This window comes from Bifidobacterium sp. (assembly GCF_022647885.1).
Taxonomy (GTDB): Bacteria; Actinomycetota; Actinomycetes; order Actinomycetales; family Bifidobacteriaceae; genus Bombiscardovia.
Genome location: NZ_JALCLM010000001.1, coordinates 948422 through 973083 on the forward strand (window position 1 = coordinate 948422; position 24662 = coordinate 973083).

A 24662-nucleotide genomic window follows, 5' to 3' on the forward strand; every position below is an offset into this window, starting at 1 on the left:
AGTTAATGTATTAGCATAGTTAACACTTAGTAAAAAATAGGTTATGAAGCAATGGGTTCACAGCTGAACTGATTACTTCTGCTGTGGTCGAGGTTATATGCCGCAGTACCTTTCCTTCTGTGCACTCCAGCTCGAGGATGAGCCGGAAAGGAGTAGACGATGAGCAGTAATGTCTCAACACACGACAACATCTTGGAAATGCAGAGCATCACGAAAGAATTTACCGGGGTGCGCGCACTTGGCAAGGTCACCTTGAAAGTGAAACGAGGTGAAGTCCACGCTATTTGCGGAGAGAACGGCGCTGGAAAATCAACGCTGATGAAAGTGCTCTCTGGTGTATATCCTTATGGCACGTATTCAGGAGACATCGTATTTTCAGGCAAAGTTGCCAAGTTCCATTCGATAAAGGAATCAGAGAAATCAGGCATCGTCATTATTCACCAAGAATTGGCGTTAATCCCTGAACTCTCGATTGCGGAGAATATCTTCCTCGGGAATGAGCTAGTTACAGCTGGGCTTATTGACTGGAGCGGCACGCAAACTCGTACTAGCGATCTTCTCGCCCGCGTAGGGTTAGATGCCGATCCTTCCACACCTATTAAAAATCTTGGTGTAGGTCAACAGCAGCTCGTGGAAATTGCTAAAGCCTTGTCAAAAAACGTGAGCCTATTGATTCTCGATGAACCCACGTCTGCTCTGAATGAAGAGGACTCAGCAAATCTGCTGAATCTGATGCGTTCACTGCGCAGTAAAGGCATAACCTGCATCATGATCTCGCACAAGCTCAATGAGATCGCTGAGATTTCCGACGCTATCACGGTGATTCGTGACGGTAAGACGGTAGGCGAGATTGCCGTTGAGAATGGTCATGTTGACGAAGACACCATTATTAAGGCCATGGTTGGTAGATCACTAGATAATCGCTATCCAACGCACGAGTCGAAGGTGGGGGACGTTATCTTCAAAGTCAGTGATTGGACGGTTGAAGACCCAAACGTTCCCGGTCGTTTGCTCTGCGACCACATTAACTTTGAAATTCGTGCAGGTGAAATCGTGGGTTTTGCCGGTCTGATGGGCGCTGGTCGAACCGAAATGGCTCGTTCTCTTTTTGGCAAAAATTACGGCATATACAAAGGTGGTTCGGTCACCATTCGCGGGAAGCGCACAGTATTTAACTCGGTCAGTGAAGCTATTAAAAACGGTCTTGCATATGTGCCAGAAGATCGCAAGCTGCTGGGTCTGAATCTGCTCGATAGCATCGAAGAAACTACAGTTTCTGCAAATATGCGCAAAATTTTGACGCATAATCTCATTGACTTCTCCAAACAACGTACCGTCGCTGAACGATATCGCGAGAGCTTAAAAATTAAGGCTCATGCCGTCGACGTTGGGGTATCCACGTTGTCGGGAGGGAACCAGCAGAAAGTCGTGATTTCCAAGTGGATGTTCCCTGATCCTGATGTGTTGATTCTTGACGAGCCCACCCGAGGAATTGACGTTGGTGCAAAATACGAGATTTACAAACTCGTCCATCAGTTAGCAGACGAAGGCAAAGCCGTCATTTTCATATCTTCTGAGCTCCCAGAAATTCTGGGTATGACCGACAGAATCTACACCATTTGTGAGGGTCATATCTCTGGAGAAGTGCAGACCAAAGATGCTGATCAGGAATCTCTGATGCGCATGATGACCACCACCCTTGCGGCTTAGTCGCCCCCAAGATTCGCGTTCATTTTTCGGGGTATCAGTGCAATCTGCCCCAACCGATTTGTTGAAAGAGAGAGGTACCTTCGCATGAAATATCTGAAACAGGTTCTCGGCAACGATTTGCGGCAAATACCTATGGTGTTGGCGCTGCTCGTATTACTGCTTGGCTTCCATGTCATATCGGGAGGCAGAATGTTGACCTCATCGAATATGCAAAATCTCATATCAGGCAATGCCTACGTGTTAATTCTTGCGATAGGCATGCTGATGGTGATCGTTATTGGGCAAATTGATCTGTCAGTCGGTTCTGTTGCAGGATTCGTGGCCATGGTGGTGGCTATTTCCGCAAGAGACTTGCACTTGCCATGGTATATCGCAGTGCTTCTGGGCTTTGCCTTAGGGTTAGCTATTGGCGCGTGGCAAGGATTTTGGCTTTCGAAAATGGGGATTCCAGGCTTCATTTCAACACTTGCCGGAATGATGATTTTCCGCGGTGCAGTTATCTGGCTCTCAGGTTCGATTTCCGTCCCAGCACCTAAAGAACTTCAGTTTTTTGGCGCAGGCTATCTTCCCGAATGGGGTCCAGGCTGGACGAATATGAATAATTCGACTCTGCTTCTTGGGCTGATCGCTATAGCTTTTCTTGCTTGGTCACAAATCACCAAATATCAGCAGACCAAGAGCGAAGCAAATACTGCAACAATGCCTATGTGGCCAATGCTAGTCAGAGTTATCGGAGGAGGCGCTGCCATCGCCTATGTAACGTGGCTCTTTGGTTCAGGCCGCCCAGGAACATCCTTCCCTATACCAGGTTTAGTTCTTGTTGCTCTGATTGTGATTTACCACATAGTCACGGAACGCACGCGCTTTGGCCGTCATATCTATGCAGTCGGTGGTAACAAGCAGGCTGCAGCGCTTTCCGGAGTCAATGTGTCGAGAACTTATTTTGCTGCTATGGCGAATATGTCATTCCTTGCAGCTCTTGCCGGAGTGCTGTTTTTGGGGCGTGCGACTGCAGCAGGACCTGGTGATGGTACCAACTGGGAACTTGATGCCATTTCTGCAGTATTTATCGGAGGCGCTGCAGTCTCAGGAGGTGTCGGCACCATTATGGCGACGATGGTCGGTGGTGTGTTGATTGCGGTGTTGAACTCTGGTCTCATGCTCATGGGTGTGGGAGCTGACAAAACACAGGTCATTAAAGGTTTGGTGCTGCTGCTGGCAGTGGCGATTGATGCGTTGAACAAGCAACAAGGACGACCATCAATCATCGGGAAAATCATGGAATCCTTCCAAAAAAAGGACAAGTGACCACAGCAGAACGTTGTATTGCCTCCTCAATGACGAGGCAGCAATACAAAGCACAAAGCAACAGCAGTAGAACAGAAAGGAAGACAGATGAAGGTTAAGAAAGTAGTTACAGCAATTGCAGCGATTGTAGCAGTAGGCACTCTGGCAGCTTGCGGAGGTAGCAGCAGGTCAGATAGCGGAACTGTCTCGGGAGAAAAGGGTTTCGCTGCTGATGCAACGATCGGTGTTTCGTTGCCGTGGCTTGGCACACAGAATTGGAAAGAAGCTGAAACCATGTTCAACGATCAGCTGACTGCCGCTGGTTTTAAGCCCCTCATTCAAGCTGCAGACCAAAAGGTACCTCAGCAGCAGCAACAAATCGAGGCAATGATTGAGCAAGGAGCTAAGGTAATTGTCGTTGGTCCTATTGATGGTACCCAACTCGGTTCTGTGCTCAGCAAAGCTAAAGAAGCTGGTGTTGCGGTTATTGGGTATGACCGGCTTATTGAAAATACTGATGCTGTGGATGCCGTTGTACAGTTTGGTTCTATCAAAACTGGCGAATTGCAAGCAGAGTCGCTCCTTGAAGGTCTGAAGGCTAAGAAGGGCGATGGTCCTTACAATATTGAGCTCTTCGGCGGTGGACCGGCTGATCCGAATGCTCCGAACTTCTTCAAGGGTGCCATGTCCGTACTGCAGCCAAAGATTGACGACGGTACGCTGACCGTGGTTTCCGGTCAGACTGAGTTCACGCAGGTCGCTACTCCCGACTGGGATAACAGTAAGGCGCAGCAGCGCATGGATTCTCTGCTCTCGGGCAACTACTCCGACAAGAAAATCGACGGCGTGCTCTCGCCGAACGACGGCATCGCACGAGCCATCGTGACCGCTTGCGAGCAGGCTGGTCAGGATATTCCCGTGGTCACCGGTCTGGATGCCGAGAACGAATCGGTGACGTGGATATGGGAAGGCAAGCAATGGTCAACCGTTGCCAAGCCGACCGATGCCCTGGTCGCCAAGAGCGTCGAACTCATTCAGGCATTGCAGGCAGGCAAGGATTTGCCGACCGCCGACGACACAGCCGACAACGGTTCCATCGATGTGCCGCTCTACGAGCTTTCGCCGGTTGTGGTAACCAAAGACAATGCCAAGGAAGTCTTTGCTGACGATGCCGACCGTTTGGCATTGCTGAAGTAGGGGTTGTCAGTTGGCAGCAACTATCTGCATCAAACGGTGATTGAAATATGGACGTGGTCTCGTCCGTATGCAGCAGTGTTGTAACAACAAGCCGGAATATGTATCACAGGTATGTATTCCGGCTTTCCCCTCCCATCAGGCCACGATGAAGTCGATGGCCTGGCAATCCTCCTCGAGCTTACTTGCTATTCAACGATGAACAACATCAGTGGTATCGGAAGGAACAACAGAATGAAACGCTTCATGACATCTGCGATGGCGGGTGTTGCGGCTTTATGCATTTCAGCCGGATTCGTGGGCACTGCAACGGCGCAGACGGCCACGGACTTTACTGAGCGACCGAGCGGCAGTTTAATGACCGCAAGCAACAACGAGATCTCCGTTCCTAAGCAGAACGGTGATCACTTCATAACATGGAATGAAAGTCCATCGGATGCCAAAGCTTTCGTCTACGAGGCTGATGTAGTACTTCGAGATGAAGGCAGTCGCAGTGCTGCACTGCTATTCGGCGTGCAGAATGCCAGTGACCCGGGGAGTGGCACATGGTATGCAGCGAATTTCGATAAGGACGCCGAATCCAACAAATCCCGTGTATTCCGAGTGTCTCCCGAACAGGCACTTCAGGAGTGGGTCGTGCCGGGCGGTGATTGGTCCGCTTTGAATTTCGATGGCTCCGTGCACCTTCGTCTGCAGGTCAGCGAAAACGGCAAGTTCAACTACGCCATTAGTAACACCGGAGCCGAATTGGGTAACGGATATCAGGTCTCGGGCGATCTTACTGCCAACGGCAGCTCTTGGAATGGCGGCACTCTGGGTCTGCTGACTTGGGAGTCGGGTGCCGTATTTAGCAATGTCGAATACCGTGCACTGTCTGGCTCCGGTACGCATTCGCCAGAAGGCTCCAACGGCACCGGACTCGGTGATTTCACTTACAGTAGCGGATATTGGGAATACGCGGAAAACGGTATTCGGGGCATCTCCAATCTCGAAGGCACTGGTCTGCATGATTCCTTCCTGTATTCGGATACGGACACCTTCACCGATGGTGTGTACAGCTCGACCGTGACTTTCAACCAACCTCGCGGTGCGGCAACGATGGTGTTTCGTGCAGCTGGGGGAGTGACTGACTCCTGTTCGAGCGGGAATTGTTCCTACGCCGCCAATATCAATTACGACAGCGGTAAGGCTCGCTTGTTCAAATTCGAGAACGGCAACGCCATTGATTTGCAAACCGAACTGGATGTTGAAAGAAAGCCCAGCTACACCATCGCTGTGCATACCATCGGCAAACACGTCGTGGTGTACATCGATGGAGTGTTGGCCTTCAATACGGCCGACTATCTGCTTCGCGGTGTGGAACATGCGGCGGATGCCGGTGTGGGGATGACTATTCTCGGTCAGAATGACGCGTATTTGGAAGGCAAGATAGGACTGCTGACCTTCAACGGTGATGTCAGCTACTCCAACTTGACGTATCAAGCTATTACCGAGCAAAATTCACCGCAGTTGAGCGGGCTGGGTGTCGCTGCGAATGGTTCTGGCACTGCCGAAGCGCCCACTCCTTTTGACGACAACCAGTACGTCTACATTCAATATGTCAGTGCCGACACGAGCAATATCGATATATCTGCTCCGGTGAAGAATGCCGCTACCTCGGTGACGGTCAGAAATGCGGGCGGAGAGCCGGTCGAGCTCACGAATCTTCCTCTTGCCGTTGGCAAGAACGTTTTCACCATCGAAACAGACAATAACGGTGCCAAACTCGTGTATCGCCTGATGATTCACAGGTATGACCCGAACGTCGACTACTACGATGAGACCTACCGCAGCCAATACCATTACTCCGTCAAGGAGGGCTGGGCGAACGACCCCAACGGTATGGTCTACTTCAACGGCGAGTACCACCTCTTCTACCAGTTCTATAACGACACGGTCTGGGGCCCGATGCACTGGGCGCACTCGGTGAGCACCGACCTGATTCATTGGGAGGACCAGCCCATCACCTTCTATCCTGATGAGTACGGGGCGATGTTTTCCGGTAGTGCCGTCGTGGATGCAGGCAATGCTTCCGGACTGTGCGGCGATGGCTATACACAAGACTGTCTGGTGGCCATCATCACCACGGATGGCAACGGGCAGCGCGTCATGGTGGCGTCCAGCAAAGATGGCGATACATGGACCAAGCACGAGGGCATCGTCAAGGATTGGTCCGAGGACGGCCTGAACAGCAAGGATTTCCGTGATCCCAAGGTCTTCCGTTATCAGGGCACCTGGTTCATGGTGATTGCCGGCGGGCCACTGCGTATCTATTCATCAACAAATCTTGTCGATTGGCAGCCCGAGACGCTGTACGGCGATTTGCATACCGAATGCCCTGATTTGTTCATGCTGCCCTTCAACGATGGTGATACCACGGTGTACAAGTGGGTGCTCAGTCGTGGTGGGCGTACCTACAAAATCGGTGATTTCAAGCAGGTCGAAGGCAAGTGGGCATTTGTTCCAGACTCGCAATATGCCGACAACGATGCCAACGGGGTGATGAATCTTGCCCGCGACGCCTATGCGGCACAGACCTATTACCAAGGTGAATTCGTCGAAAGCGAAGCCAATCCAGAGGTCATCGCCATCCAATGGATGAACACTTGGGAGGACTACTGCAATAAGGTAGCGCAGGCTTTGGTGAACTCAGGCCAGCACTTCAACGGCAGTTTTGATCTACAACTCAAGATGGGTTTGACTAAGGATGCAAGCGGCAAGTATCTGCTCACCAGCACGCCGCTTGACGCTTATCAGGAGCTCCGCATGGGAGTTCATGCCAAATCAGGCCAATACAGGGTTGTTCCTGGCGGAGCGAACGTCATGGCAGGATTCACGGGCAATCAGTACGAAATGACTGTGAAACTCACCCCACAAGCAGGAGCCACCGAGGCGGGTGTCGTCGTATTGATGAGTGACGACTTCAACAACGGCACCTCGATTACCTACAACTGGTCAACGAAAACGCTTGCGGTAAATCGTGAGAATGCGCATGCCATGTACGTTTCGGACAATTTCCAGGATTATGCGCAGCAAGTATCCGTGAAGCCTGCGGAGGATGGAAGAGTTACTCTGCATATCTTCGTGGACCGTTCATCAGTCGAGGTTTTTGCTGATGATTACACGATGGCTGCTTCCGTCCAGGTATTGCCGGACGAGTCATGGCAAGGTCTGAACATCTGGGCGGCAAACGGGAACGTAGAGGCAGATGTGAACATCTACCCCCTGCAAGGTATCTGGGCGGACAATCAGCTCCCCGAGGCTACGGTGTCTTCCATGGCGGTCACTTCGCAGCCGACAAAAACCATCTACCAGAACACCGATACCGAGATTGATGCAACAGGTCTTGAAGTCACGGCGGAATTGTCGAACGGGACCCAGCGCGTATTGCAAGCTTCGGAGTATGATTTCGACTTCGATTTCAGCTCGCCTGGAACGAGGGATGTGACCGTGAAATTGAAAGCGGACGGAAGTGTCACCACGGCATTTCAAGTTACCGTCGAAGCAGTCAAACCTGAACCTGAGCCAAGTGATTCGCCGGTGAAGTCCATCGCAATAACCACGCTGCCAACGAAACGTAGTTATGCGCAGGGAATGCTTGCTCTCGACACGACGGGTCTGGCAGTAACCGCGACTTTGGAGGATGACAGCACTCGTGTGCTGAAAGCCTCGGAGTATCAGATTATCGGTTTCAGCGCTGCCACTGCTGGTACAAAGCCTTTGACGATATCGCTTCTTGGATCGAAGAAGGCTATTACCACTCGTTTCAGTGTGGTGATTAGCAATGCAGTGGATGGTGCACCAGTGAGCAAAACGCAGCTGAATACCATGATTACTTTGGCGAAAAAAGCCAAACAGGCAAAGTTCACTGCAGCTACATGGGATCCGATGAATGCCTTGCTCACGGCTGCGAACGGTGTTAAATCGAACGGTCTAGCAACACAAGATGCGGTTGATCTGGCTTACTGCGATCTGATGGATGCCTACAACGCTCTGGTAATTCGTTTGTAGTGTCCTGTTGCGTTCGGTTACTTTGCCGCATGATTTGCGGAGTATCTCACGCTTGGTGAATGATGCGGCAAAACCAATGTTTCGATAACGCCAAACCGAGCAGATTGGAGGTACATACGATGTCAGCTCAAGAACATCAAGAGCACGATGTGCACAAAGATGGCAAAGTATTCACCCGATTGCTTGGCTTGCTTCAACGGATAAGAGCCCGATATCAAACAATTTCAACCCCCTTAGCGTGGGTAACAATCGTTGTACTCTGGGCATTAGCTGGTGTAGCAGGAGTTTCAATCGCCAATTCCACATATCGAGTATTCGGTGATGTAATCATTACTGCGCTCGGTTTAGACTCTTTCGACATTATGGTTAGTGGCTCGTCTGATGTGAATTGGAACCCTGACAGTAGTGCTGTGAGTGATTGGGAACAAGGGACAGCTGAACCTTATATCGTGGATGTTCCAGAAGCTTCAGCGCTCCTAATTCCTGGAACAACCATATGGAATTCAGTCTTGGTCAAGAACACATCACAGTCAGCATCTGGGAGTTTGAAAGTTAGCATACGCGATGCTTATCGTGCAGATTCTTCTGTGAATCTCTTTACTCATACGACTTTTTCTCTTGAGTGCGACGGCGTGACCTTGCTAGATCAAGTGCCAGGAAGCGATTTGGAGAGCATGACAGGGTTGAGCATAACTCGGGTTCTCAACGTCGAGGACGTGATGTTATGCCATGTGGGTGTTGCACTCAGGCCAGAGGTATTCAGTGACAACTCCGTCACACAGCGGCGAGCAAGAGTAATTCCTCAGTTGCTGTTCGAAGGAGTACAACGATGAGGTTGTTACGAGTTGTTTTGCGAAATATTCAGGCGTTCCTTCACATCCTTGTTTGCGTAGTCCTTGCAGTATTAACGGGGTGTTTGTCATTAAGCCTTGTTGCTTTGGGCTCATATGACTACACGGACTTTGCCTATGCGCAGGATGACCGAATGGATGCATCACTGAGTATTGATATGCCGTTACCAGGGGAGTCAGTCGAATGGCGTATGTCTAGCGGAGCGGTCATCTATGACGCGTCGGATATTACTTTCCAGATTATCGAGATTACTGATGTGTATAGCGAAGTTGAACGGTGGGTGAGCGTTGACATCATTGACGAGTCACAAGGCTCCGCGAATGTTGTTGCTTCTGGTGTATCGCTCAGCCAGCTTCGGCAGTTTTCCTTCGAATGCCCACACGCTTCTGATAACGGATGCATATTGACTGCAGCACTACATATGAATCGTGATGCTGGAGATGAAGTTAGAGGCCGGCGTATCTCTATCCGGTGGATGTTTACAGTTCAAGATTTGGCAAAAGAGCAGTCAAGTATTGCTGATGATACGCAGTTGCTTGGAAGAACAGGCATATCAGTAGCCATGGGAGTTCTTGGCGTAGCGACGTTGACATTAATAGGGGTCGTATTCGCGATCGTACATCGAAGGCTGCAGAGAAAGGAGACAACAGCACAATAACAATCAGCGCTTGCTCAGCGCTGAAATGTCACGATGGATTCCACTTAGTGTCGAGTGAATTTATTGAGCTCACTCAACTCATGAATAAACAGATAACCAGATAAACAAACAAGCAAACAAGCAAACAAGCAAACTAGAGAAATGGGACAATGATGTCATTCTTACAACGACCAGGTATGAAGCGCGGACTGCTGGCTGCCGGTGCACTACTTGGAGTATTTACCCTGATTACAGCTGCAACGTTAACAGATTTTGCCAATGTGAATCTTGGAGCGAATGGTTTTGCGCCAGCCAGTGATTACAACATTCAGGTCAGCATAACTAAAGAGACTGCCCTTGACGACGTGGCATGGGTGGAAGGTGATGATGAGGAAGGTGCAGGTGTAAACATCACCAATGAAACCGAATTTGCTTTAGCTATGCAATCCATGGAACCAGGCGATGCATTGACCTTCGTGATTCCGGTACGCAATGCCAGCGAGGACTGGGCGTCTACATTGAGTATGAATTTCAAAGAAGTGCAATCGACCAGTGAAGCTGCTGAAAGCGATCAAAATATTCTCGATGCTAAAGAAGCTTTTATTCAAGCGCTGGAACTATCGCATTGCATGACCGATACTCCGCTCGCAGCCTGCGATGACGACGGAGATTTTTCAACAGCAGTCTCACTAACCGGCGAAAATACTAGCAGCACGCCGGTCGAATTGATTGGTGATACAACACCTTTGGCTGCATACGATGGTTCTGCTGATGTGCTGTATAACAGCGGCGCCGGTAATGCAACATTCGTAGTGGTGAAGGTCGCCTTGGATGACGCGGCAGATCTAGCAGATTTCGTTGGTGGGAGCGCGGATATTCAGGTGCAATTCACCGGTGAATCTGTGGCCTAAACGTTTCTATCAGCAGTGCAGCGGAGGTGAGTAGATTATGGGTGACGGGATTAAAGCAGTAATGACGGATGTCGTCGATACTGGGATGGGTACCATGCCGAAGGCACGCAACAATCCTGTTGTGCGCATCTATCTCCGCTTGAGATCAATGCTACTCACCGTTATGGCGTGCATTGGTGTGATATCAATAGTGTTGTTTATAGGAGCGGCGGCGTTTGGATTGCGGCCTATGGTGGTGATTTCCGGTTCAATGGAACCGGAAATCACTGTGGGGTCGTTGATTCTCTCTATCGAAACACCGGCTACATCTCTTAAACTGGGAGATGTTATTACTGTCAGTCGCAGTGGAAGCCAGCGTTTAGTGACTCATAGAATTATCGAAGCAGGCGACTGCGCAGGGGAGCGGTGCTCTTTCATATTGAAGGGTGACGCCAATATTGCACGCGACCCTCATCAAGTGCTTATTGAGTCAGCTCCTCGTATGTGGATAGCGCTTTCTGGTATTGGATACGCCATTGTCTGGATGCGTACTTTGCCTGGGTTGATTACCTTAGCCGTGGTGATTGTGGCACTGATAATGTTGCTAATTATTGTGCCAAAAGATACCAAAAAACCAATAAATAGCTAATTATTTAACAAACTCGTTCATATATGCATGTCCGCATGGTCAATTACGGGTTGCGATTCCATTTGTGTAGGGATTTAGGCGCATATAGTAAGTATCGAGTGCGGAATTCCGCCATTTTTCAACGCTGATACTTCGGGTAAGCCTAAAAATCCCTACACAACTGAAAAGTATTGTTATAGCAGTTACTTAAGCTGCGAATTCGGCGATTCGATATATGTGCGCAGCGCACTATCTATGGTGTCAGATTCGTCGCTGTAGCACCCGTAACCACTTGAGCTGCTGCACGAAGGATCACTGTAGTAGTCATAATCTGAAGATGCTGCCAAACCTATGCCCCAAATAAGCAATCCCACAAATATCGCAATAATGATTGTGAAGATGCCTCCAACGACTGTTCCGGCAATAGCAAAACCATTGCCTCGTTCGCGGGATTTATGTATCTGTACTAAGGCAATAATGGAAATCACTAATCCGGCAGGTGCAAAAACAAAGCAGAGAGCGAAACCAACGATCGCCATGACATTCCAAGGTGCATTTTGTGACACCCCATAAGCCTGATTAGGCACATAGTATGGTTGCTGCGGAAAGACTTGTTGACTGTACGATTGCTGCACATAAGGCTGCTGTGGCTTAGGCGCATACGGATTCTGGTTCGCGTATCGGGGATCATTTGCAGTTTGAGAAGATTGCTGCTGGTACTGCTCTCCGCCCTGACTGTAATAGGGCTGCGTCGACGGTGCAGACTGTCCATATTGTTGCTGAGGGGCATACGGTGATGGTTCAGGGTTTTCTGGATTCTGAGCCGGTGAGCCTGGAGTATAGGAACTCTGTCTGTACGAGTCAGACGTCGGCTGCTGCGGCGCATTATCTTGTGGATTGCCAAAATTATCGGTCATATGGCAAAGTGTAATCGCTCCCACCCGTGTATTGTCTGGGAGAACATCAGATAAGTGCATTACCACCGCCGATATTGACAGAAATCTTGTGTTCTATCGGCGATGGTAATGCACTTATCTCAATCGTGTTTCAACTATGAGCTACTCGAGTAATCAGTCAGCTTGCTTCCAAGTGTTGACGTCAATGTGATGTTCAGGGTTCGCCTGCCATGCTTCCCATGCAGATCGAACGATGTCTTCCACACCATATTTCGCATGCCAATTCATAGATTCATTAATGCGTTTCGGTGAGCCAATGAGATGCGGTGGGTCTCCAGCTCGACGTTCTTTAATTGCTTCTGTGAAGGGCAATCCAGTGACTTTCTTAACTTCGTCTACGATTTGACGCACTGAGGTTCCTTCGCCTGTACCAACGTTGAAGGCATCATATTCTCGTTCATCTTTGTCGAGATAGTTCAGGGCAGCGAGATGGGCATCGGCGAGATCGGATACGTGAATATAGTCGCGCACACAAGTGCCATCTGGTGTGGGGTAATCATCGCCGAAGATTGCGGGAGCTTTGCCCTGCTTTAAGCGGTCAAAGAGCATAGGTATGAGATTCAGAATTGCTGGATCTTCAAGCTCGACTGGACCGCACCCAGCAACGTTGAAGTAACGAAGTGCACAGAAACGAATGCCGAATGGTTGTTCGCAGGCGCGTGCCATCCACTCACCGAAGAGTTTGGTTTGTCCGTAAGGGTTGATGGGGATCATGGGAATCACGTCTTCTGGAACCACATCAACAGGTGGAACGCCATAAGTTGCTGCTGAGCTTGAGAAGACCAGTTTTTTCACTCCGGCATCAGCCATGCCTTGAAGCACATTGAGCATGCCGTTGATGTTTTGCTGGAAATACCACAGCGGTTTTTCGACGGATTCTCCAACTTGTTTGCGTGCTGCAAAGTGGATTACCGCATCGACCTTATGCTCGGTGAGGATTTGAGCGATGATCTTATCGGAGCCTGGGGCAGAGATGTCTGCACCATAAAGGCGCGAACCCTCGATGCGAGTAGACTTGCCATAGCTGAGATCATCAATCACGATTACTTGTTCGCCAGCTTCGTGAAGCGCATGAACAACGTGCGCACCGATGTAGCCGCAACCTCCAGTGACGAGAACTGTCATATCTGGCCTTCCTTGATAGAGCGAAGGCGAACGAGAAAAGCACAACCTCTGTTCGCTTATGCTCGAATATGTTACCTTTTTAGCACTTTAAGTGTATCACATGAACAAGATTGAACATTTGAATTTGGACGATACTCTTGTAAGCATATTGAGTATGTGTAAGCAGTGATATCACGGCATGATGCCGTGCAAGGAGTAGATATGAGCGTAGAGGCAGAACCACTGTCTATAGCATCGCCATCTGTAGATGACGCCAAGAGTGGACCGCGTCGTGAAGTGTTATCTTTTGTCAGGCGCTCTGGACGTTTAGATAAACGCTTGCAGAAAGCTTGGGATTGTTATGCTGATGAATATCTCATCCCTCTCAATGAATCGGAGTCATCGCTTAATGTACGTGAGCAGTTGATATTCGATGTAGAGACGATTAAGCAATATTGGGGGAATCATAATCCACTTATCGTGGAAGTAGGCACAGGACAGGGTGAGAATATCGTGGCAGCGGCGGCTGCACATCCTGAATTGAACTTCCTCGCATTAGAAGTCTATGACCCAGGTATTGCCCACACGCTCTTGTTAGCTGGAAAACAGGGGCTGCATAATCTGCGCATCGGGCAGCTGAATGCTCCCGATATCTTTGCACATATGCAAGAGGGAATTATTGCCGAGGTATGGACCTTCTTTCCTGACCCTTGGCCAAAGATGAAGCATCATAAAAGACGTATTATCCAGGACTCCTTCGCGAGAGCGGTGAGCGCTGCGCTCGCGCCGCAAGGGTTTTGGCGAATTGCGACTGACATTGAGGACTACGCCCTGCACATTCATGAAGTACTCGACGAGATGGACTGCTTTACCAATGTCGGTAATCTGACGGTATCGCTCCCGATCGAGCATGTCGGTAAAGGCACTGCCGGACAGGCAGTAAATCTTCCTCATAAGGACTTCATCGAGTCCGAGCGATTCGAGGGACGAGTCCTGACCAACTTCGAGAACAAGGGCATTACCGCAGGACGGGCAATCCACGATTTCACTTATCGTGCCAAAGCGACTTCGTGAAGCCCCACGCATAGTTAAAAAACCAAACTGTGCATGTTGACACGTGAGGAAGAAAATATTCACTTCCTCACGTGCCGACATGCACAGTTTTGTTGTATAGATTGCTGACAGACATTATTGCGTTTGCTTGAATGCACGACGCGACTCACCGGTTTGCCCTAGTCCTATAAATCGCGTATTATGAACTCGTTTGCCCCCGTCGTCTAACGGTTAGGACATCAGACTTTCACTCTGACAACGAGAGTTCGACTCTCTCCGGGGGTACCACTTAGGGTATGTAATTGCAATATTTCAGTTTTCTCTCGCATTTTTTCTTGATTCAATATATACATAGATGGTGATTGTCTATAGCGTTCGACGCTCAAGAATTCCTTTGTTTTCAACGTTTGCGTGAACTGGTGTGTACTCGTCGCGCACGCTAGTGTGAGACTTACGGGTCTGCGACAGCGTTCAATGACTTTTCAAACAGTCGGCTCCGTTGGCTGACTAGTTGTATTCGCCTTCGTGACTCAATAAGAGTCATACTGTTTTACGGTAGATAAATTGTTTACCTTTTGCGCCCTGATATGTTCTAGAGATTTTGGTAAAGCCGCTGCGCTCATAAAGTTGCTGAGCGGGCTTATTGCGTTCATTGACGCCAAGCACTAGTTCGTGAATATCGCTAAAATTGCCACGAACATAGTCTGGCAGCAACGTCATGGCTTGAAGTGCGAACCCTCTGCGGTGAAAACGATCATCGGTTGAAAAGCTTCTGATGAGTAAACTGTCGGAGCGATCTGTGTACCGATATTTGTCATCGCCATAATCCAATACCAAAAACGTGGGAATTTCCCGATCTGATGTCACCAGAAGAATCGGGTGATACCCCTTGGCAGATAGCGACACATGGATAGCGTGTGCGGGAGAACCAGTAAAGCTCAGATCAGCTAATTGAAAATGCTCCAATGACTCCTTGAATGCTGAGTTATATGCAGTCAACATAGGGTATTGATGTGTCATCACACCACCTCCGTTCTTTCCTAGTGTCAGTACTGAAGATATCCACGGTGATCGTTATTGAGAAGAGCGACATCTTCCCCTCGAGATTGCCGTGCTTGTATCTGTGATTCGCCCCATTCAGACATCGTTAACAGAACTTCGCGCAGACTTTTCCCTGTTGGAGTGATGGAGTATTCCACCCGTGGCGGTACCTCCGCATATACAGTTCGCTGCACGATGCCATCTCTTTCAAGCTCACGAAGTTGCTGAGTTAACATCTTCTGGGTAATGCCGCAAATTTTGCGAGATAGTTCACCAGGACGTTGTGGTCCATTGCCAAGGTGACACAGAATAAGAGGTTTCCATTTTCCGCCGATAGCTTCAAGCGTTGCCTCGATCCCCAAACGATATTCTTTTGCCATAATTCCTCCAATAAGAACAATACTGACGTTTTCACTACCATAGCCACTAAAAAGTAGGTACTAGCTAAATACACGTCATCAGAGCATCATGCTAATCATCGACCTGCCAACGGTAGGTCTGAACAACTATGGAGGATTCGGCATGACAGAGAATGTGTTACAAGACTTTGTTTTCAACAACGGACTACGGTTGAGAAATAGAGTGGTTATGAGTCCAATGACCACTATGGCTAGCTTCTACAATGGCATGGTTACACAAGATGAAATCGACTATTACGCGGCTCGAAGTAGTGGCCCAGGCATGGTTATCACAGGGGTAGCAAATGTCAGCGCAAGCGGTAAAGGATTTGAAGGAGAACTGTCTGTATCGCAGGACTCGATGATTCCAGGTTTGCAAGAAGTGGCTAACGCCATTAAGAAACATGGTGCGCTTGCGGTCTTACAAATTTTCCATGCTGGAAGGAAATCAAATAGCAGAATTCTCAGGGGCGAACATCCTAAAAGCGCCAGTGCAGTCGCTGCTGAATATCCGCAGGACTCAGAGATTCCTCAAGAACTGAGTGATAGTGAAATTCGTGAAATAATAGAGGATTTTGCGCAAGCTACCAGACGCGCCATTGCAGCAGGGTTTGACGGCGTTGAGCTTCATGGTGCTAACACCTACTTATTGCAACAGTTCTTTTCACCGCATTCAAATCGTCGACAAGACCGCTGGGGAGGAGATTGTGATAAGCGAATGAATTTTGCTCTGGCGGTCATCTCATCAGTACATAAAGCGATTAGCACATATGCCGCCAGGCCGTTCTTGCTGGGGTATCGTCTCTCACCTGAGGAAATTGAAACTCCTGGAATACGGTTTCAAGATTCGTTGTATTTTGCTGAACAGATACGCGAACATATCGATTATCTCCATTTATCAATGGGTAGCTATCAGCGAAGCTCACTAAACGATACGCAGGATCAAGAGCCATTGCAAGCAAAATTCGCTAGGGTCACCAAAGGGCATATTCCTCTGATCGGAGTCGGTTCTGTTGAAAGTCTCGAGGACGCCGAGGCGGCGCTTGCAGGTGGCGCAGACTTAGTGGCTTTGGGGCGGGAATTGCTCCGCGAACCACAATGGGTGCAAAAAATTTCCGCCCATGATTTTGCCAGCATTAGGACAACGATTAGCACCTCCGATATGGCAGAGCTAAGTATCCCTCCTGTGATGCGTACTTATCTTCTGACAGCATTCCGGTCGGTAATGCATGTTGCAGATGACGAAATTCCGGCAACCAGAGGCGATATCAGCAGCGCAGACGAATCCCACGTGCAATACCGACATCAGATGGCACCGATGGAAGGATTTGAAAAAAAATTATGAGAAGGAGAAAAGTTAGCAGGCACTGTGCATAGGCATGGTGCATAGACGCCGTATATAAATACTGTTATCACTCTTCTTTGAAGGCTCTCTCCATTACTGATGCAGTTACAAACTCAGAGTATCTCACTGGTATCTAGAGGCCGAGTAGGTTTTATCTCATATCTGGAAGAACTCAGGTCGAGAACCTGCTGCAAATGAGAAAGCTGGCTCGAAAAAGGAGGATTTTGGTATAAATATCCACTCGTTGTGAGACTGAGCACGGTTGTGTAGTGATTGCCAAGTATAAAGCTATAATTCATTCACGAAAAATGCTGGTATTCCGCCATTCCTGCGTCCGTAGAGGCAGCGAATACTTCCAGTCTTGTCAATAATCCCTACACAAACGAAACCCAGAATGGAATTGGCCCAAATTGAGCCTGCACAGAGATAAAAAACAGCACAATGTAAACAACAATTACCAAATAGCGCACAATCAATCAAAGCTGCAACCGCATCCTAGCTATGAGCGCGAATAAATCTTGAATATTTGGTGTTTTGGCAATTCTCAATATCTTGAGAATTGCCAAAACACCCTCTCTGAGACTATTTGTTTGTGGTTTCTAGAAGGCTGCAGCGAGATATGAGGTACCAGAAAACAGGAAGTATGTCCCAACAAGGAAGGCCAAGGTAATCGCTGAAGAAACAGGATTAAATAGCAGAACGATACCTAGAATCACACCTAAAATATTCATGAAGACATCGAAGCGGTAATAACTCGTGGCTTTAACTTTGTAAACGCTCGAAACGGCCAGCTCAAACAGAGAATCTAGAATGAACCAGATAGCAAAGAGATAGGGGAGCGCAATAACCCCTACGTTAGCGTTGAATAGTAGAAATATGCCGAGCAGAATATCTACAATGCCGAGTACCAGGATATAGATATTTTTCGCACCGGTGAAGTCATCAAGCTTTCTTCTGAAAACCAATTCCGATATACCTTTGAGAATCGCCAAAATAGCAAAAACATAAACAATGGCTACCAAATTGCTGGCTGGATTGCTGAATGAAATCAGCGCGGTAATGATGAAGAGTATCCCTACAAAGAAATAATCCCAATTAATTTTTCTTGTCATATATATCTTCTCCCTTGGATCTGTGGATGCGCGTTGACCACGCATACATCGGATTCCTCATCTTCAGTCTAGGCGTAGATGAAGCAACGCATCATCTACGCCTTTGAGTATCTCCATAGGCAACAAACAGTCTCAGGCTCACTATTGCTCACAAGTGTTCATTGACCGTTTATGTGAGTTCACCTTTTTATCGATATGAGAGAAAGCACTAAGCAACTTCTGGTAGTGATACGGCTGAGGGCAGAGGCTCATTGCTTTGAGGAAGTAGCGCATTCGTGATGCAACCGTTGTCGATGGATTGCAGAGCTTGTTCTAATGGCACACTGAGATGTCCGTGTTGATTCATCCAAGTGGTATATGAGCGCACCATGGAGAGATTGGCAGTGCCCCAACGACCGGTTGAGTCAAACCATGAGGGCAGTACTGAGCGCAACGATACCGTGAGCACTTCGGGGTCAATGTGGCATAGTGCTGGTTGTAGCGCATTTACTGCGGCCTGTTCATCTTCCCGAACCATGCGATAACCGCGTTCGGTGGCAGTGACAAAGTTTTGCACCACTTGTGGGTTGCGGTCAAGGAATTCGCGTCTGACGCACAGATAGTAAGAGTGGTGCGGGGCAACGTCAATCGAGTCAAAAGGTAATGTCACCACCTGTTCGAAAGGTTGCGATCCTTGGAATGGTTCCCACCAAGCCACATTGATGAATGCGTCACATTTACCTCGTTCGACTGAACGTATATCTGGCTCCCATTCACCTGGGTCTGTGGTGATGACTTTGGAGAAGTCCCCGCCGTCCTTGCTCACCGCTTGTTCCAGTTCAGTGTAGAGACGCTTAACTCCCATCGGAATACATACTCGTTTACCTTCGAGATCTTTGAAGCGTGTAATTCCTGTCGATGTGTTGGTGATGATGCCGCCAATCTGGCATTGATTCATCACTGCTACGGAAATCAACGAGGCTTCATCGTGTTGATGAAACAGGAGTTGATTCAGTCTTAGCAAAGCAATGTCGCATTCGCCGCGTGCCAACAGGTAAGCAGGATCTCCGCGGAAGAAGTCTCCGCTAGCGAACTCGGGATCAATGCCAACTTCTTGATATAGCCCTGCTGCTCGAGCAAGATACATTCCGGCGTGATTAGTCCAGGGATGAACATATTCGAGTCTGACTTTCAACATTATTTCTCCTTAATTAAGGTTGGATTTCTTGAAAAATCGATGATGCGGTGATGCTGAGATATTGCTTGCTGAGATTGTTGGTTGACAAGATTGTTGTGCGCCGGTGCAGAGTCACCCAGGTGAGTGTGCACCAGTGTTCTACGAGACAAATATTCCTAGTGCACGTTGTTTTGGTACCGGCTGAGCTGCTTCTGCTGCGTACTATCTAGCGCATTTTTCGAGGCACTCGCGTATGTCTTTGAGTAAGGATTGCCCTGAAGGAGTTGAGAACCAGCGAGTATGTGCCAGAAAACAGGAGTCGTAGCACCAATCAGCATCTTGCAGACGGTTAGGAAGTTTCATGTAGTACTGCAGCCAGTTCAGGCCAGCTTCAGCTTGGCAGATAGCCAATATGTCTGGCAGTATAAGTCGTTCAATATCGCTCAAAGGGCGCACTGTGCAATAGCCTGTTATAAGTGCTGCGGCGACATCAGGCTGGTATGCTGCCTCGTTACCGTCCATAATGTCAACCCACTGTATGCAGTGTCGCTCTAATAGCATTGCGAGCTCGAAGATTGCAGTGTTTTGGTCTGATAGGCCGAAGTCAATAACGGCAGATGGGTGTTTGCCGTGCCATAGGAAATTCGAGATATGAGGATCGCCGTGCGTCCATCTTGCAGGCAGAGTCTGATACAACTTGCCTACACGACTGGCATATGGTTCAACTACCTGTACATCATGTGCAATATCGCGTTGCGTGAGTTCCAGATAGCGCCTAACGAGTGGACGTTGACTAAGCCATAGGTTGAGTGATTTGTGAATATCACCGGATGCAAACATGCCAAAGGTATTCGACATACCGTTGATTGGTAAACGTGCCTCTGCAAATCCTACAGAGGCGCAATCAATGGATGCAACGTATGAGCCTAGTTCGTGTGCCTCTTCGAGATCAGAGGGAGAATCCCAACTTAGGGCCTTCGCATAGCGGTCTTCACCCTCTACAGCGACATAGCATTCAAATGCTGCGTTACCTTGCACAGCTACAGTGTCATTGCTTGAATCGACGCTAAAAGCTGTGGAGGATTGGGAGTTGAAATGCAAGAATCGAGGTGCAGTAATACCATGATCGCCAAGATATTCGGCGTAGCGATGATATGGGGTGATGCTTGGAGTATCACGAATTGCACGATCATAGCGTTTGATAAATATAGGAGCGACATTGGTACTCACCAAGGATGCTGCTGCGGTTGGCCGAGCACTGTGTGACAGTATTCTTTGTGCAACGACTGGTTCTGAAAGTGATGAACATAGTGCCTGCGCCTGATCAAGATCAACATCTGGCCAACGTTGCACAACCATATCGAGCTGAGGATTTCCCTTACTTTCCATGATTGCTGCGAATCTCTTTAAGAGACAGACTGATATATTTCATAAACACTGGCGGCAGCAACGACATCTCTTGTTGCACCAGGTGAATAGACCTACGGCAAAGGTGAACTACCATGTCTGACATCAACTCCCTGATTGCGATATGGTTGCACAGGGTCGTCAGCAAATAGATGACTTCGTTCGACGGTATTAGCCGTGTCACGTTCAACGGTCGGAGATTAAATCTCCCTCTCAGCTTTTCAGCTCCCGTGCATTGACAAGAACGAGCGTAGGCATAGATGCAGACAGTGCGAGTTTAGAGTTGCCTAGAATCGTCTATTCAAACAGACATAGCGTGTTGGAATCAAAGCTTTCGTACTAGCTCAAAGCGTTCAAGCACAACAGGAGTCTCGTCGTTGAGAGTAAACCCCTCACCATATTCGGCTAAATACTCCTGCGAATTCCAAAACTTCTCATGAACCTGTCGCCAACCCGCAGCATCGGTGTAGCCTTCGCCTTCATCTTTGGCATGGTTGTCGTCAACATCAATGAATCGCGTAGTCGTTACGGCCGTATATCTCAGTATCGCTACATCTTTGCCGTCAGAATCGATGATTACACTGAGGTCGCCTGCCTTCGGTAACGCTTCGTTACTTAGCGCAAAGTCGCGATATAAGCTGGCAGTGCTGGTTTTTGCCCCAGAAAATATAGCCGCGATTAATGCGTCACGGATTGGTCCTGGGTAGGCGAATTCGTCTTTAGGAAGTTGAGCAATAGCTTCCTGAGATAATGCTTGTACATCAATCTCAGATATTTGAGCTTCGTTTGGTGCTGCATGTGGTTCTTGCATTGCAGAGTTGTCTGTGCCGTTATCGGCGGTGTTGTGCTGTGTCTCATCAGTCATGCCGCTTACTGTAACAGCCTAGTATGTGCAATCAATGAGTAAGCTAATGTTGGCTCACGGAAAGCTGATGTTTCGGCAGCAATTACCAATGCTCATATCGCGCTGGATGTGAAACAACTACGTGAGGTAACTCATGCACAGCAGGTGACTGAAGATTCTCTGAGAAGAGGCTCACATGATAGCCCGCATAATGTTCTCACAACAGCGCTCGAGATGGTGAGCGGCCGTATTCATAGCGCAGTCTAGTGAGATTGCACCAGGAGAAATACTAAATATCGCGTCAATCCCTTGCTCATAGAGGCTGTTGACGTCATTGCCTATTGCACCGCCAACAGCGATGACCTTACATGCTGGTGCCACGGATTTCACAGCTTTTGCAACACCTACAGGCGCTTTACCTCTGCTGGTTTGTGCGTCGATTCGCCCCTCGCCCACAAAGCAGTAATCTGCGTCAACGGCGTGTTCTGTAACGTGAAGATGTTGGATGACCATATCTATACCGCTATGTATCGAAGCGTTCGTAAAAGCTAAACATCCTGCACCTAATCCGCCTGCAGCTCCAGAACCAGGGATATTAGCAATATCTTGATGAAGTTGAGTGCGAATAATGTCGGCATAATGGCACATTGCGCGATCTAATGTGTCGACCATATCGTGAGTGGCTCCTTTTTGTGGGCCAAACACTGCTGAAGCACCATGACGTCCAGTGAGAGGATTATCAACGTCACTAGCCAACAATATGTTGACTGATGATAAGCGCTCATCGACATCTTTAAGATCAATGGTGCTTAGCGACGCTAAAGCGGCACCTCCCCAATGGAGCTCATGTGCATTGCTATCGAGCAAGTGGACACCGAGCGCTTGCGCCATCCCCGCGCCACCATCGTTGCTGGCGCTCCCTCCTAAGCCAAGGATAATGGTCTGCGCTCCACGATCCAGCGCATCACGAATCATTTCACCGGTACCATATGACGTGGCGAAAAGTGGATTCATGGTTGTTGAATCCACATATTGCAAACCGCTAGCTGAGGCCATTTCCATAATTGCTGTATGGTCGCTGTCTAGAAATGCATATTCCGCATCGACGTGATTACCTAACGGCCCAGTGACCCTCACTGTAACCATTTGCGGTGTTGCCTCATCGCTTACGCTGCGTGAAAGCGAGGTAGTACCTGAATATTGGAGGGGCTGATTGAGCAGTGCTGATACAGTTCCCTCCCCACCGTCAGCGAGTGGAATCAGCACACACGTGGCTGAAGGCAATGCACGGTGTATACCGCGCGATATGGCTTCAGCTGCTTGATGAGCACTCAGCGAACCCTTAAAAGAGTCAGGAGCGATGAGTATTTTCATAGCGACATCAACTCCCTATTACACTCTCTCAAGGCCTGCTCTAGGTGTGCAGTTACACAGCAGATTCAGAGTTCTGAGCTCTGATCATTGCTGTTGGAACTCTCTGGCAAGAGTCCGCAGCCAAGTCCAAGGAGCCCTGCAATAAGACCGCAGATACCAGCGGCTGGACCAGGGGTGGCGATCGAAAGGGCTAGACTGACAGCTCCGAATGCAAGGCTGATGGCTCCAATAATGACTTTTACGTGCATAATGCAATCCCCTTCGAAAAAATATCTGGAAGCACCAGATATTGTCGCTCTTCCAACGCATTCAGCTTAACAGCGTCTCATAACAACAACAGCGCAAGCGTTTGTGAGGGGAGGCAAAGAAGCTATCGTCCAATAACACTAACCACAACGGCAAAAATATACATCAGAGAAAAGATGATACCAATGGTGGCGAATCCCTGAAATTGTTTTGATTGAGAAACCCCACATACGCCTAGTAACAACGACAATATCGCCAAAATCATCGTGCTGAGCAAAGGGTAAGGCAGGGCGGGATGAATAATGGCGATGAAACCCAACACGAAAGAAGTAAAACTTAGGATTGAAATCCAAGTATTGCGCCGTTTGCGCAATTGCTTTCGAGTTTGGGCCATGTCCGTCATTCTAACCAAGAATGGACGATGTGCGGAATGCCATTGACAGATTTGTAGAGTTAGTCAACCAAGTCTCCGTCATCACGACGAGCGATTTCGATCTGTTCCCGCATCCATACGCGCTCAGCAGGGTTGATATCCATGCTGTCAAGATATTTCTGGTACACGGGGTAGAAGGTTCTGAGCACAGGGTACAAGGCATAGAGCGTATGCTCAGGTTTTTCTGTTCTCCAATGTTGCGGATGTGCATCGAAAGTGTTTTTGAATCGCTTCATGTAGCTTCTAAACGATGAGAATGACGTATCCATACGTCGTGCGCTCATACCAGCGATCATACGAGGGGAGTAGACGGTTTTATACCCTTTACCTAATAAATGCAGTGATATATCGACATCTTCGTGCATTACATCAGATTCGTCACGGCATACTTGAGATGAGATGGTCTTCCAGGCAGAAGCTCGTATGGCCATGTTGGAGCCGAAGAGTAAATAGTGTCCGCCGTCAGCACGGTAGATATTTTGCCTAATCCTGTTGTCGCCTTTGAGACCAATCTTTTTTCCGGGCATGTCGTAATACACCACAGGGCCAGTAGCACCCATGGCATCAGGGTCCTCAGTGAAAATACCGGACACTACTTCAGCCCAATCAGGTTTCAACATGCTGTCAGCATCCACTCTGCCAAGCACATCGCCTGTGGCATGGTTGAGACCCCAGTTTCTGGTTGGTATCAGCCCCTGGTCATCATCCTGATGCAGTAGACGTACATTGGCGTCTGGGTGCTCTTTTATGAATTGTTGAGTAACGCTAACGGTGTTATCAGTGGAACGATTGTCGACGACAATCACTTCGTGTGGAGGCACTGTTTGTCTGGTGGCATTCAGCAGGCAGTCCGTGATGCGTTCTTCTTCATTCCAAGCAGGAATGATTATCGAGACGGTCAGCATGTTCTCTAGGATACGTGCCCGGGCATACACGGGACGAATC

General features: G+C 48.7%; 22 protein-coding genes and 1 tRNA gene. 11 read left to right on the forward strand and 12 right to left on the reverse strand.

What is annotated here, in order from left to right; genetic code table 11:
- Positions 1-159 precede the first annotated feature (159 nt).
- The 8 genes from LKI20_RS04130 (at position 160) to LKI20_RS04165 (ending at position 11269) form a co-directional block, all read left to right on the forward strand.
- The gene (locus LKI20_RS04130) at positions 160-1710 is read left to right on the forward strand and encodes a sugar ABC transporter ATP-binding protein (RefSeq protein WP_291770270.1); all 1551 of its coding nucleotides are present in this window, start codon (positions 160-162) and stop codon (positions 1708-1710) included.
- Positions 1711-1794: 84 nt separating this feature from the next.
- Positions 1795-3018, forward strand: coding sequence for a sugar ABC transporter permease (locus LKI20_RS04135; RefSeq protein ID WP_291770273.1), 1224 nt, complete (start codon positions 1795-1797; stop codon positions 3016-3018).
- An 87-nt stretch (positions 3019-3105) separates the two neighbouring features.
- The gene (locus LKI20_RS04140) at positions 3106-4194 is read left to right on the forward strand and encodes a substrate-binding domain-containing protein (RefSeq protein ID WP_291770276.1); all 1089 of its coding nucleotides are present in this window, start codon (positions 3106-3108) and stop codon (positions 4192-4194) included.
- A 231-nt stretch (positions 4195-4425) separates the two neighbouring features.
- Positions 4426-8241: a GH32 C-terminal domain-containing protein gene (locus LKI20_RS04145; protein ID WP_291770278.1), complete on the forward strand. Its 3816-nt coding sequence runs from the start codon at positions 4426-4428 to the stop codon at positions 8239-8241.
- A gap of 119 nt (positions 8242-8360) precedes the next feature.
- On the forward strand, positions 8361-9074 hold the full coding sequence (locus tag LKI20_RS04150) for a hypothetical protein (protein ID WP_291770281.1): 714 nt from the start codon (positions 8361-8363) through the stop codon (positions 9072-9074).
- Complete coding sequence (locus LKI20_RS04155; protein ID WP_291770284.1) at positions 9071-9751, forward strand: hypothetical protein; 681 nt, start codon at positions 9071-9073, stop codon at positions 9749-9751. The genes LKI20_RS04150 and LKI20_RS04155 overlap by 4 nt, the downstream gene beginning before the upstream one ends.
- Before the next feature lie 149 nt (positions 9752-9900).
- Positions 9901-10641: a hypothetical protein gene (locus LKI20_RS04160; RefSeq protein WP_291770287.1), complete on the forward strand. Its 741-nt coding sequence runs from the start codon at positions 9901-9903 to the stop codon at positions 10639-10641.
- Positions 10642-10678: 37 nt separating this feature from the next.
- A complete protein-coding gene (locus LKI20_RS04165; RefSeq protein WP_291770292.1) occupies positions 10679-11269 on the forward strand; it encodes a signal peptidase I in 591 nt (196 codons plus the stop codon).
- A 182-nt stretch (positions 11270-11451) separates the two neighbouring features.
- Here LKI20_RS04165 and LKI20_RS04170 read toward each other — a convergent pair whose 3' ends face one another.
- Both LKI20_RS04170 and galE read right to left on the reverse strand, forming a co-directional pair.
- On the reverse strand, positions 11452-12165 hold the full coding sequence (locus tag LKI20_RS04170) for a DUF4190 domain-containing protein (protein WP_291770294.1): 714 nt from the start codon (positions 12163-12165) through the stop codon (positions 11452-11454).
- Positions 12166-12318: 153 nt separating this feature from the next.
- Positions 12319-13329 carry a UDP-glucose 4-epimerase GalE gene (gene galE, locus LKI20_RS04175; protein WP_291770297.1) on the reverse strand — a complete coding sequence of 337 codons (1011 nt, stop codon included), beginning with the start codon at positions 13327-13329 and terminating at the stop codon, positions 12319-12321.
- Positions 13330-13530: 201 nt separating this feature from the next.
- Between galE and trmB the strand changes: the two genes are divergently transcribed.
- Both trmB and LKI20_RS04185 read left to right on the forward strand, forming a co-directional pair.
- Positions 13531-14382 carry a tRNA (guanosine(46)-N7)-methyltransferase TrmB gene (gene trmB / locus LKI20_RS04180; RefSeq protein WP_291770300.1) on the forward strand — a complete coding sequence of 284 codons (852 nt, stop codon included), beginning with the start codon at positions 13531-13533 and terminating at the stop codon, positions 14380-14382.
- A 192-nt stretch (positions 14383-14574) separates the two neighbouring features.
- Positions 14575-14649 (forward strand) — tRNA-Glu (locus LKI20_RS04185).
- Positions 14650-14901: 252 nt separating this feature from the next.
- Here the strand turns inward: LKI20_RS04185 and LKI20_RS04190 are convergent.
- Both LKI20_RS04190 and LKI20_RS04195 read right to left on the reverse strand, forming a co-directional pair.
- Positions 14902-15381, reverse strand: a complete 480-nt coding sequence (locus LKI20_RS04190) for a GNAT family N-acetyltransferase (RefSeq protein WP_291770303.1) — start codon at positions 15379-15381, stop codon at positions 14902-14904.
- A 26-nt stretch (positions 15382-15407) separates the two neighbouring features.
- Positions 15408-15782: a winged helix-turn-helix transcriptional regulator gene (locus LKI20_RS04195; RefSeq protein ID WP_291770306.1), complete on the reverse strand. Its 375-nt coding sequence runs from the start codon at positions 15780-15782 to the stop codon at positions 15408-15410.
- Positions 15783-15924: 142 nt separating this feature from the next.
- On the opposite strand from LKI20_RS04195, the gene LKI20_RS04200 reads away from it, so the two are divergent.
- Positions 15925-17145: an NADH-dependent flavin oxidoreductase gene (locus LKI20_RS04200; RefSeq protein WP_291770309.1), complete on the forward strand. Its 1221-nt coding sequence runs from the start codon at positions 15925-15927 to the stop codon at positions 17143-17145.
- Between the two features lie 599 nt (positions 17146-17744).
- On the opposite strand, the gene LKI20_RS04205 is transcribed toward LKI20_RS04200, so the two are convergent.
- From LKI20_RS04205 to LKI20_RS04240, 8 genes are all read right to left on the reverse strand, one after another.
- Positions 17745-18257, reverse strand: coding sequence for an HdeD family acid-resistance protein (locus tag LKI20_RS04205; RefSeq protein WP_291770312.1), 513 nt, complete (start codon positions 18255-18257; stop codon positions 17745-17747).
- A gap of 208 nt (positions 18258-18465) precedes the next feature.
- A complete protein-coding gene (locus LKI20_RS04210) occupies positions 18466-19434 on the reverse strand; it encodes an ABC transporter substrate-binding protein (RefSeq protein WP_291770315.1) in 969 nt (322 codons plus the stop codon).
- A 201-nt stretch (positions 19435-19635) separates the two neighbouring features.
- The gene (locus LKI20_RS04215; RefSeq protein ID WP_291770318.1) at positions 19636-20802 is read right to left on the reverse strand and encodes a phosphotransferase enzyme family protein; all 1167 of its coding nucleotides are present in this window, start codon (positions 20800-20802) and stop codon (positions 19636-19638) included.
- 343 nt (positions 20803-21145) lie between these two features.
- Positions 21146-21685 carry an ASCH domain-containing protein gene (locus tag LKI20_RS04220; RefSeq protein ID WP_291770322.1) on the reverse strand — a complete coding sequence of 180 codons (540 nt, stop codon included), beginning with the start codon at positions 21683-21685 and terminating at the stop codon, positions 21146-21148.
- A gap of 171 nt (positions 21686-21856) precedes the next feature.
- Positions 21857-23038, reverse strand: a complete 1182-nt coding sequence (locus LKI20_RS04225; RefSeq protein WP_291770325.1) for a glycerate kinase family protein — start codon at positions 23036-23038, stop codon at positions 21857-21859.
- A gap of 65 nt (positions 23039-23103) precedes the next feature.
- On the reverse strand, positions 23104-23286 hold the full coding sequence (locus LKI20_RS04230; protein ID WP_291770329.1) for a hypothetical protein: 183 nt from the start codon (positions 23284-23286) through the stop codon (positions 23104-23106).
- A 122-nt stretch (positions 23287-23408) separates the two neighbouring features.
- Positions 23409-23678, reverse strand: coding sequence for a hypothetical protein (locus tag LKI20_RS04235; RefSeq protein ID WP_291770333.1), 270 nt, complete (start codon positions 23676-23678; stop codon positions 23409-23411).
- A 59-nt stretch (positions 23679-23737) separates the two neighbouring features.
- Positions 23738-24622: a glycosyltransferase gene (locus LKI20_RS04240; protein WP_291770336.1), complete on the reverse strand. Its 885-nt coding sequence runs from the start codon at positions 24620-24622 to the stop codon at positions 23738-23740.
- Positions 24623-24662 lie beyond the last annotated feature (40 nt).

Coding starts and splice junctions, on each gene's coding strand:
- LKI20_RS04130 (WP_291770270.1), top strand. CDS start 160: ATGAGCAGTAATGTCTCAACACACGACAACATCTTGGAAATGCAGAGC.
- LKI20_RS04135 (WP_291770273.1), top strand. CDS start 1,795: ATGAAATATCTGAAACAGGTTCTCGGCAACGATTTGCGGCAAATACCT.
- LKI20_RS04140 (WP_291770276.1), top strand. CDS start 3,106: ATGAAGGTTAAGAAAGTAGTTACAGCAATTGCAGCGATTGTAGCAGTA.
- LKI20_RS04145 (WP_291770278.1), top strand. CDS start 4,426: ATGAAACGCTTCATGACATCTGCGATGGCGGGTGTTGCGGCTTTATGC.
- LKI20_RS04150 (WP_291770281.1), top strand. CDS start 8,361: ATGTCAGCTCAAGAACATCAAGAGCACGATGTGCACAAAGATGGCAAA.
- LKI20_RS04155 (WP_291770284.1), top strand. CDS start 9,071: ATGAGGTTGTTACGAGTTGTTTTGCGAAATATTCAGGCGTTCCTTCAC.
- LKI20_RS04160 (WP_291770287.1), top strand. CDS start 9,901: ATGATGTCATTCTTACAACGACCAGGTATGAAGCGCGGACTGCTGGCT.
- LKI20_RS04165 (WP_291770292.1), top strand. CDS start 10,679: ATGGGTGACGGGATTAAAGCAGTAATGACGGATGTCGTCGATACTGGG.
- LKI20_RS04170 (WP_291770294.1), bottom strand. CDS start 12,165: ATGACCGATAATTTTGGCAATCCACAAGATAATGCGCCGCAGCAGCCG.
- galE (WP_291770297.1), bottom strand. CDS start 13,329: ATGACAGTTCTCGTCACTGGAGGTTGCGGCTACATCGGTGCGCACGTT.
- trmB (WP_291770300.1), top strand. CDS start 13,531: ATGAGCGTAGAGGCAGAACCACTGTCTATAGCATCGCCATCTGTAGAT.
- LKI20_RS04190 (WP_291770303.1), bottom strand. CDS start 15,381: ATGACACATCAATACCCTATGTTGACTGCATATAACTCAGCATTCAAG.
- LKI20_RS04195 (WP_291770306.1), bottom strand. CDS start 15,782: ATGGCAAAAGAATATCGTTTGGGGATCGAGGCAACGCTTGAAGCTATC.
- LKI20_RS04200 (WP_291770309.1), top strand. CDS start 15,925: ATGACAGAGAATGTGTTACAAGACTTTGTTTTCAACAACGGACTACGG.
- LKI20_RS04205 (WP_291770312.1), bottom strand. CDS start 18,257: ATGACAAGAAAAATTAATTGGGATTATTTCTTTGTAGGGATACTCTTC.
- LKI20_RS04210 (WP_291770315.1), bottom strand. CDS start 19,434: ATGTTGAAAGTCAGACTCGAATATGTTCATCCCTGGACTAATCACGCC.
- LKI20_RS04215 (WP_291770318.1), bottom strand. CDS start 20,802: ATGGAAAGTAAGGGAAATCCTCAGCTCGATATGGTTGTGCAACGTTGG.
- LKI20_RS04220 (WP_291770322.1), bottom strand. CDS start 21,685: ATGACTGATGAGACACAGCACAACACCGCCGATAACGGCACAGACAAC.
- LKI20_RS04225 (WP_291770325.1), bottom strand. CDS start 23,038: ATGAAAATACTCATCGCTCCTGACTCTTTTAAGGGTTCGCTGAGTGCT.
- LKI20_RS04230 (WP_291770329.1), bottom strand. CDS start 23,286: ATGCACGTAAAAGTCATTATTGGAGCCATCAGCCTTGCATTCGGAGCT.
- LKI20_RS04235 (WP_291770333.1), bottom strand. CDS start 23,678: ATGGCCCAAACTCGAAAGCAATTGCGCAAACGGCGCAATACTTGGATT.
- LKI20_RS04240 (WP_291770336.1), bottom strand. CDS start 24,622: ATGCTGACCGTCTCGATAATCATTCCTGCTTGGAATGAAGAAGAACGC.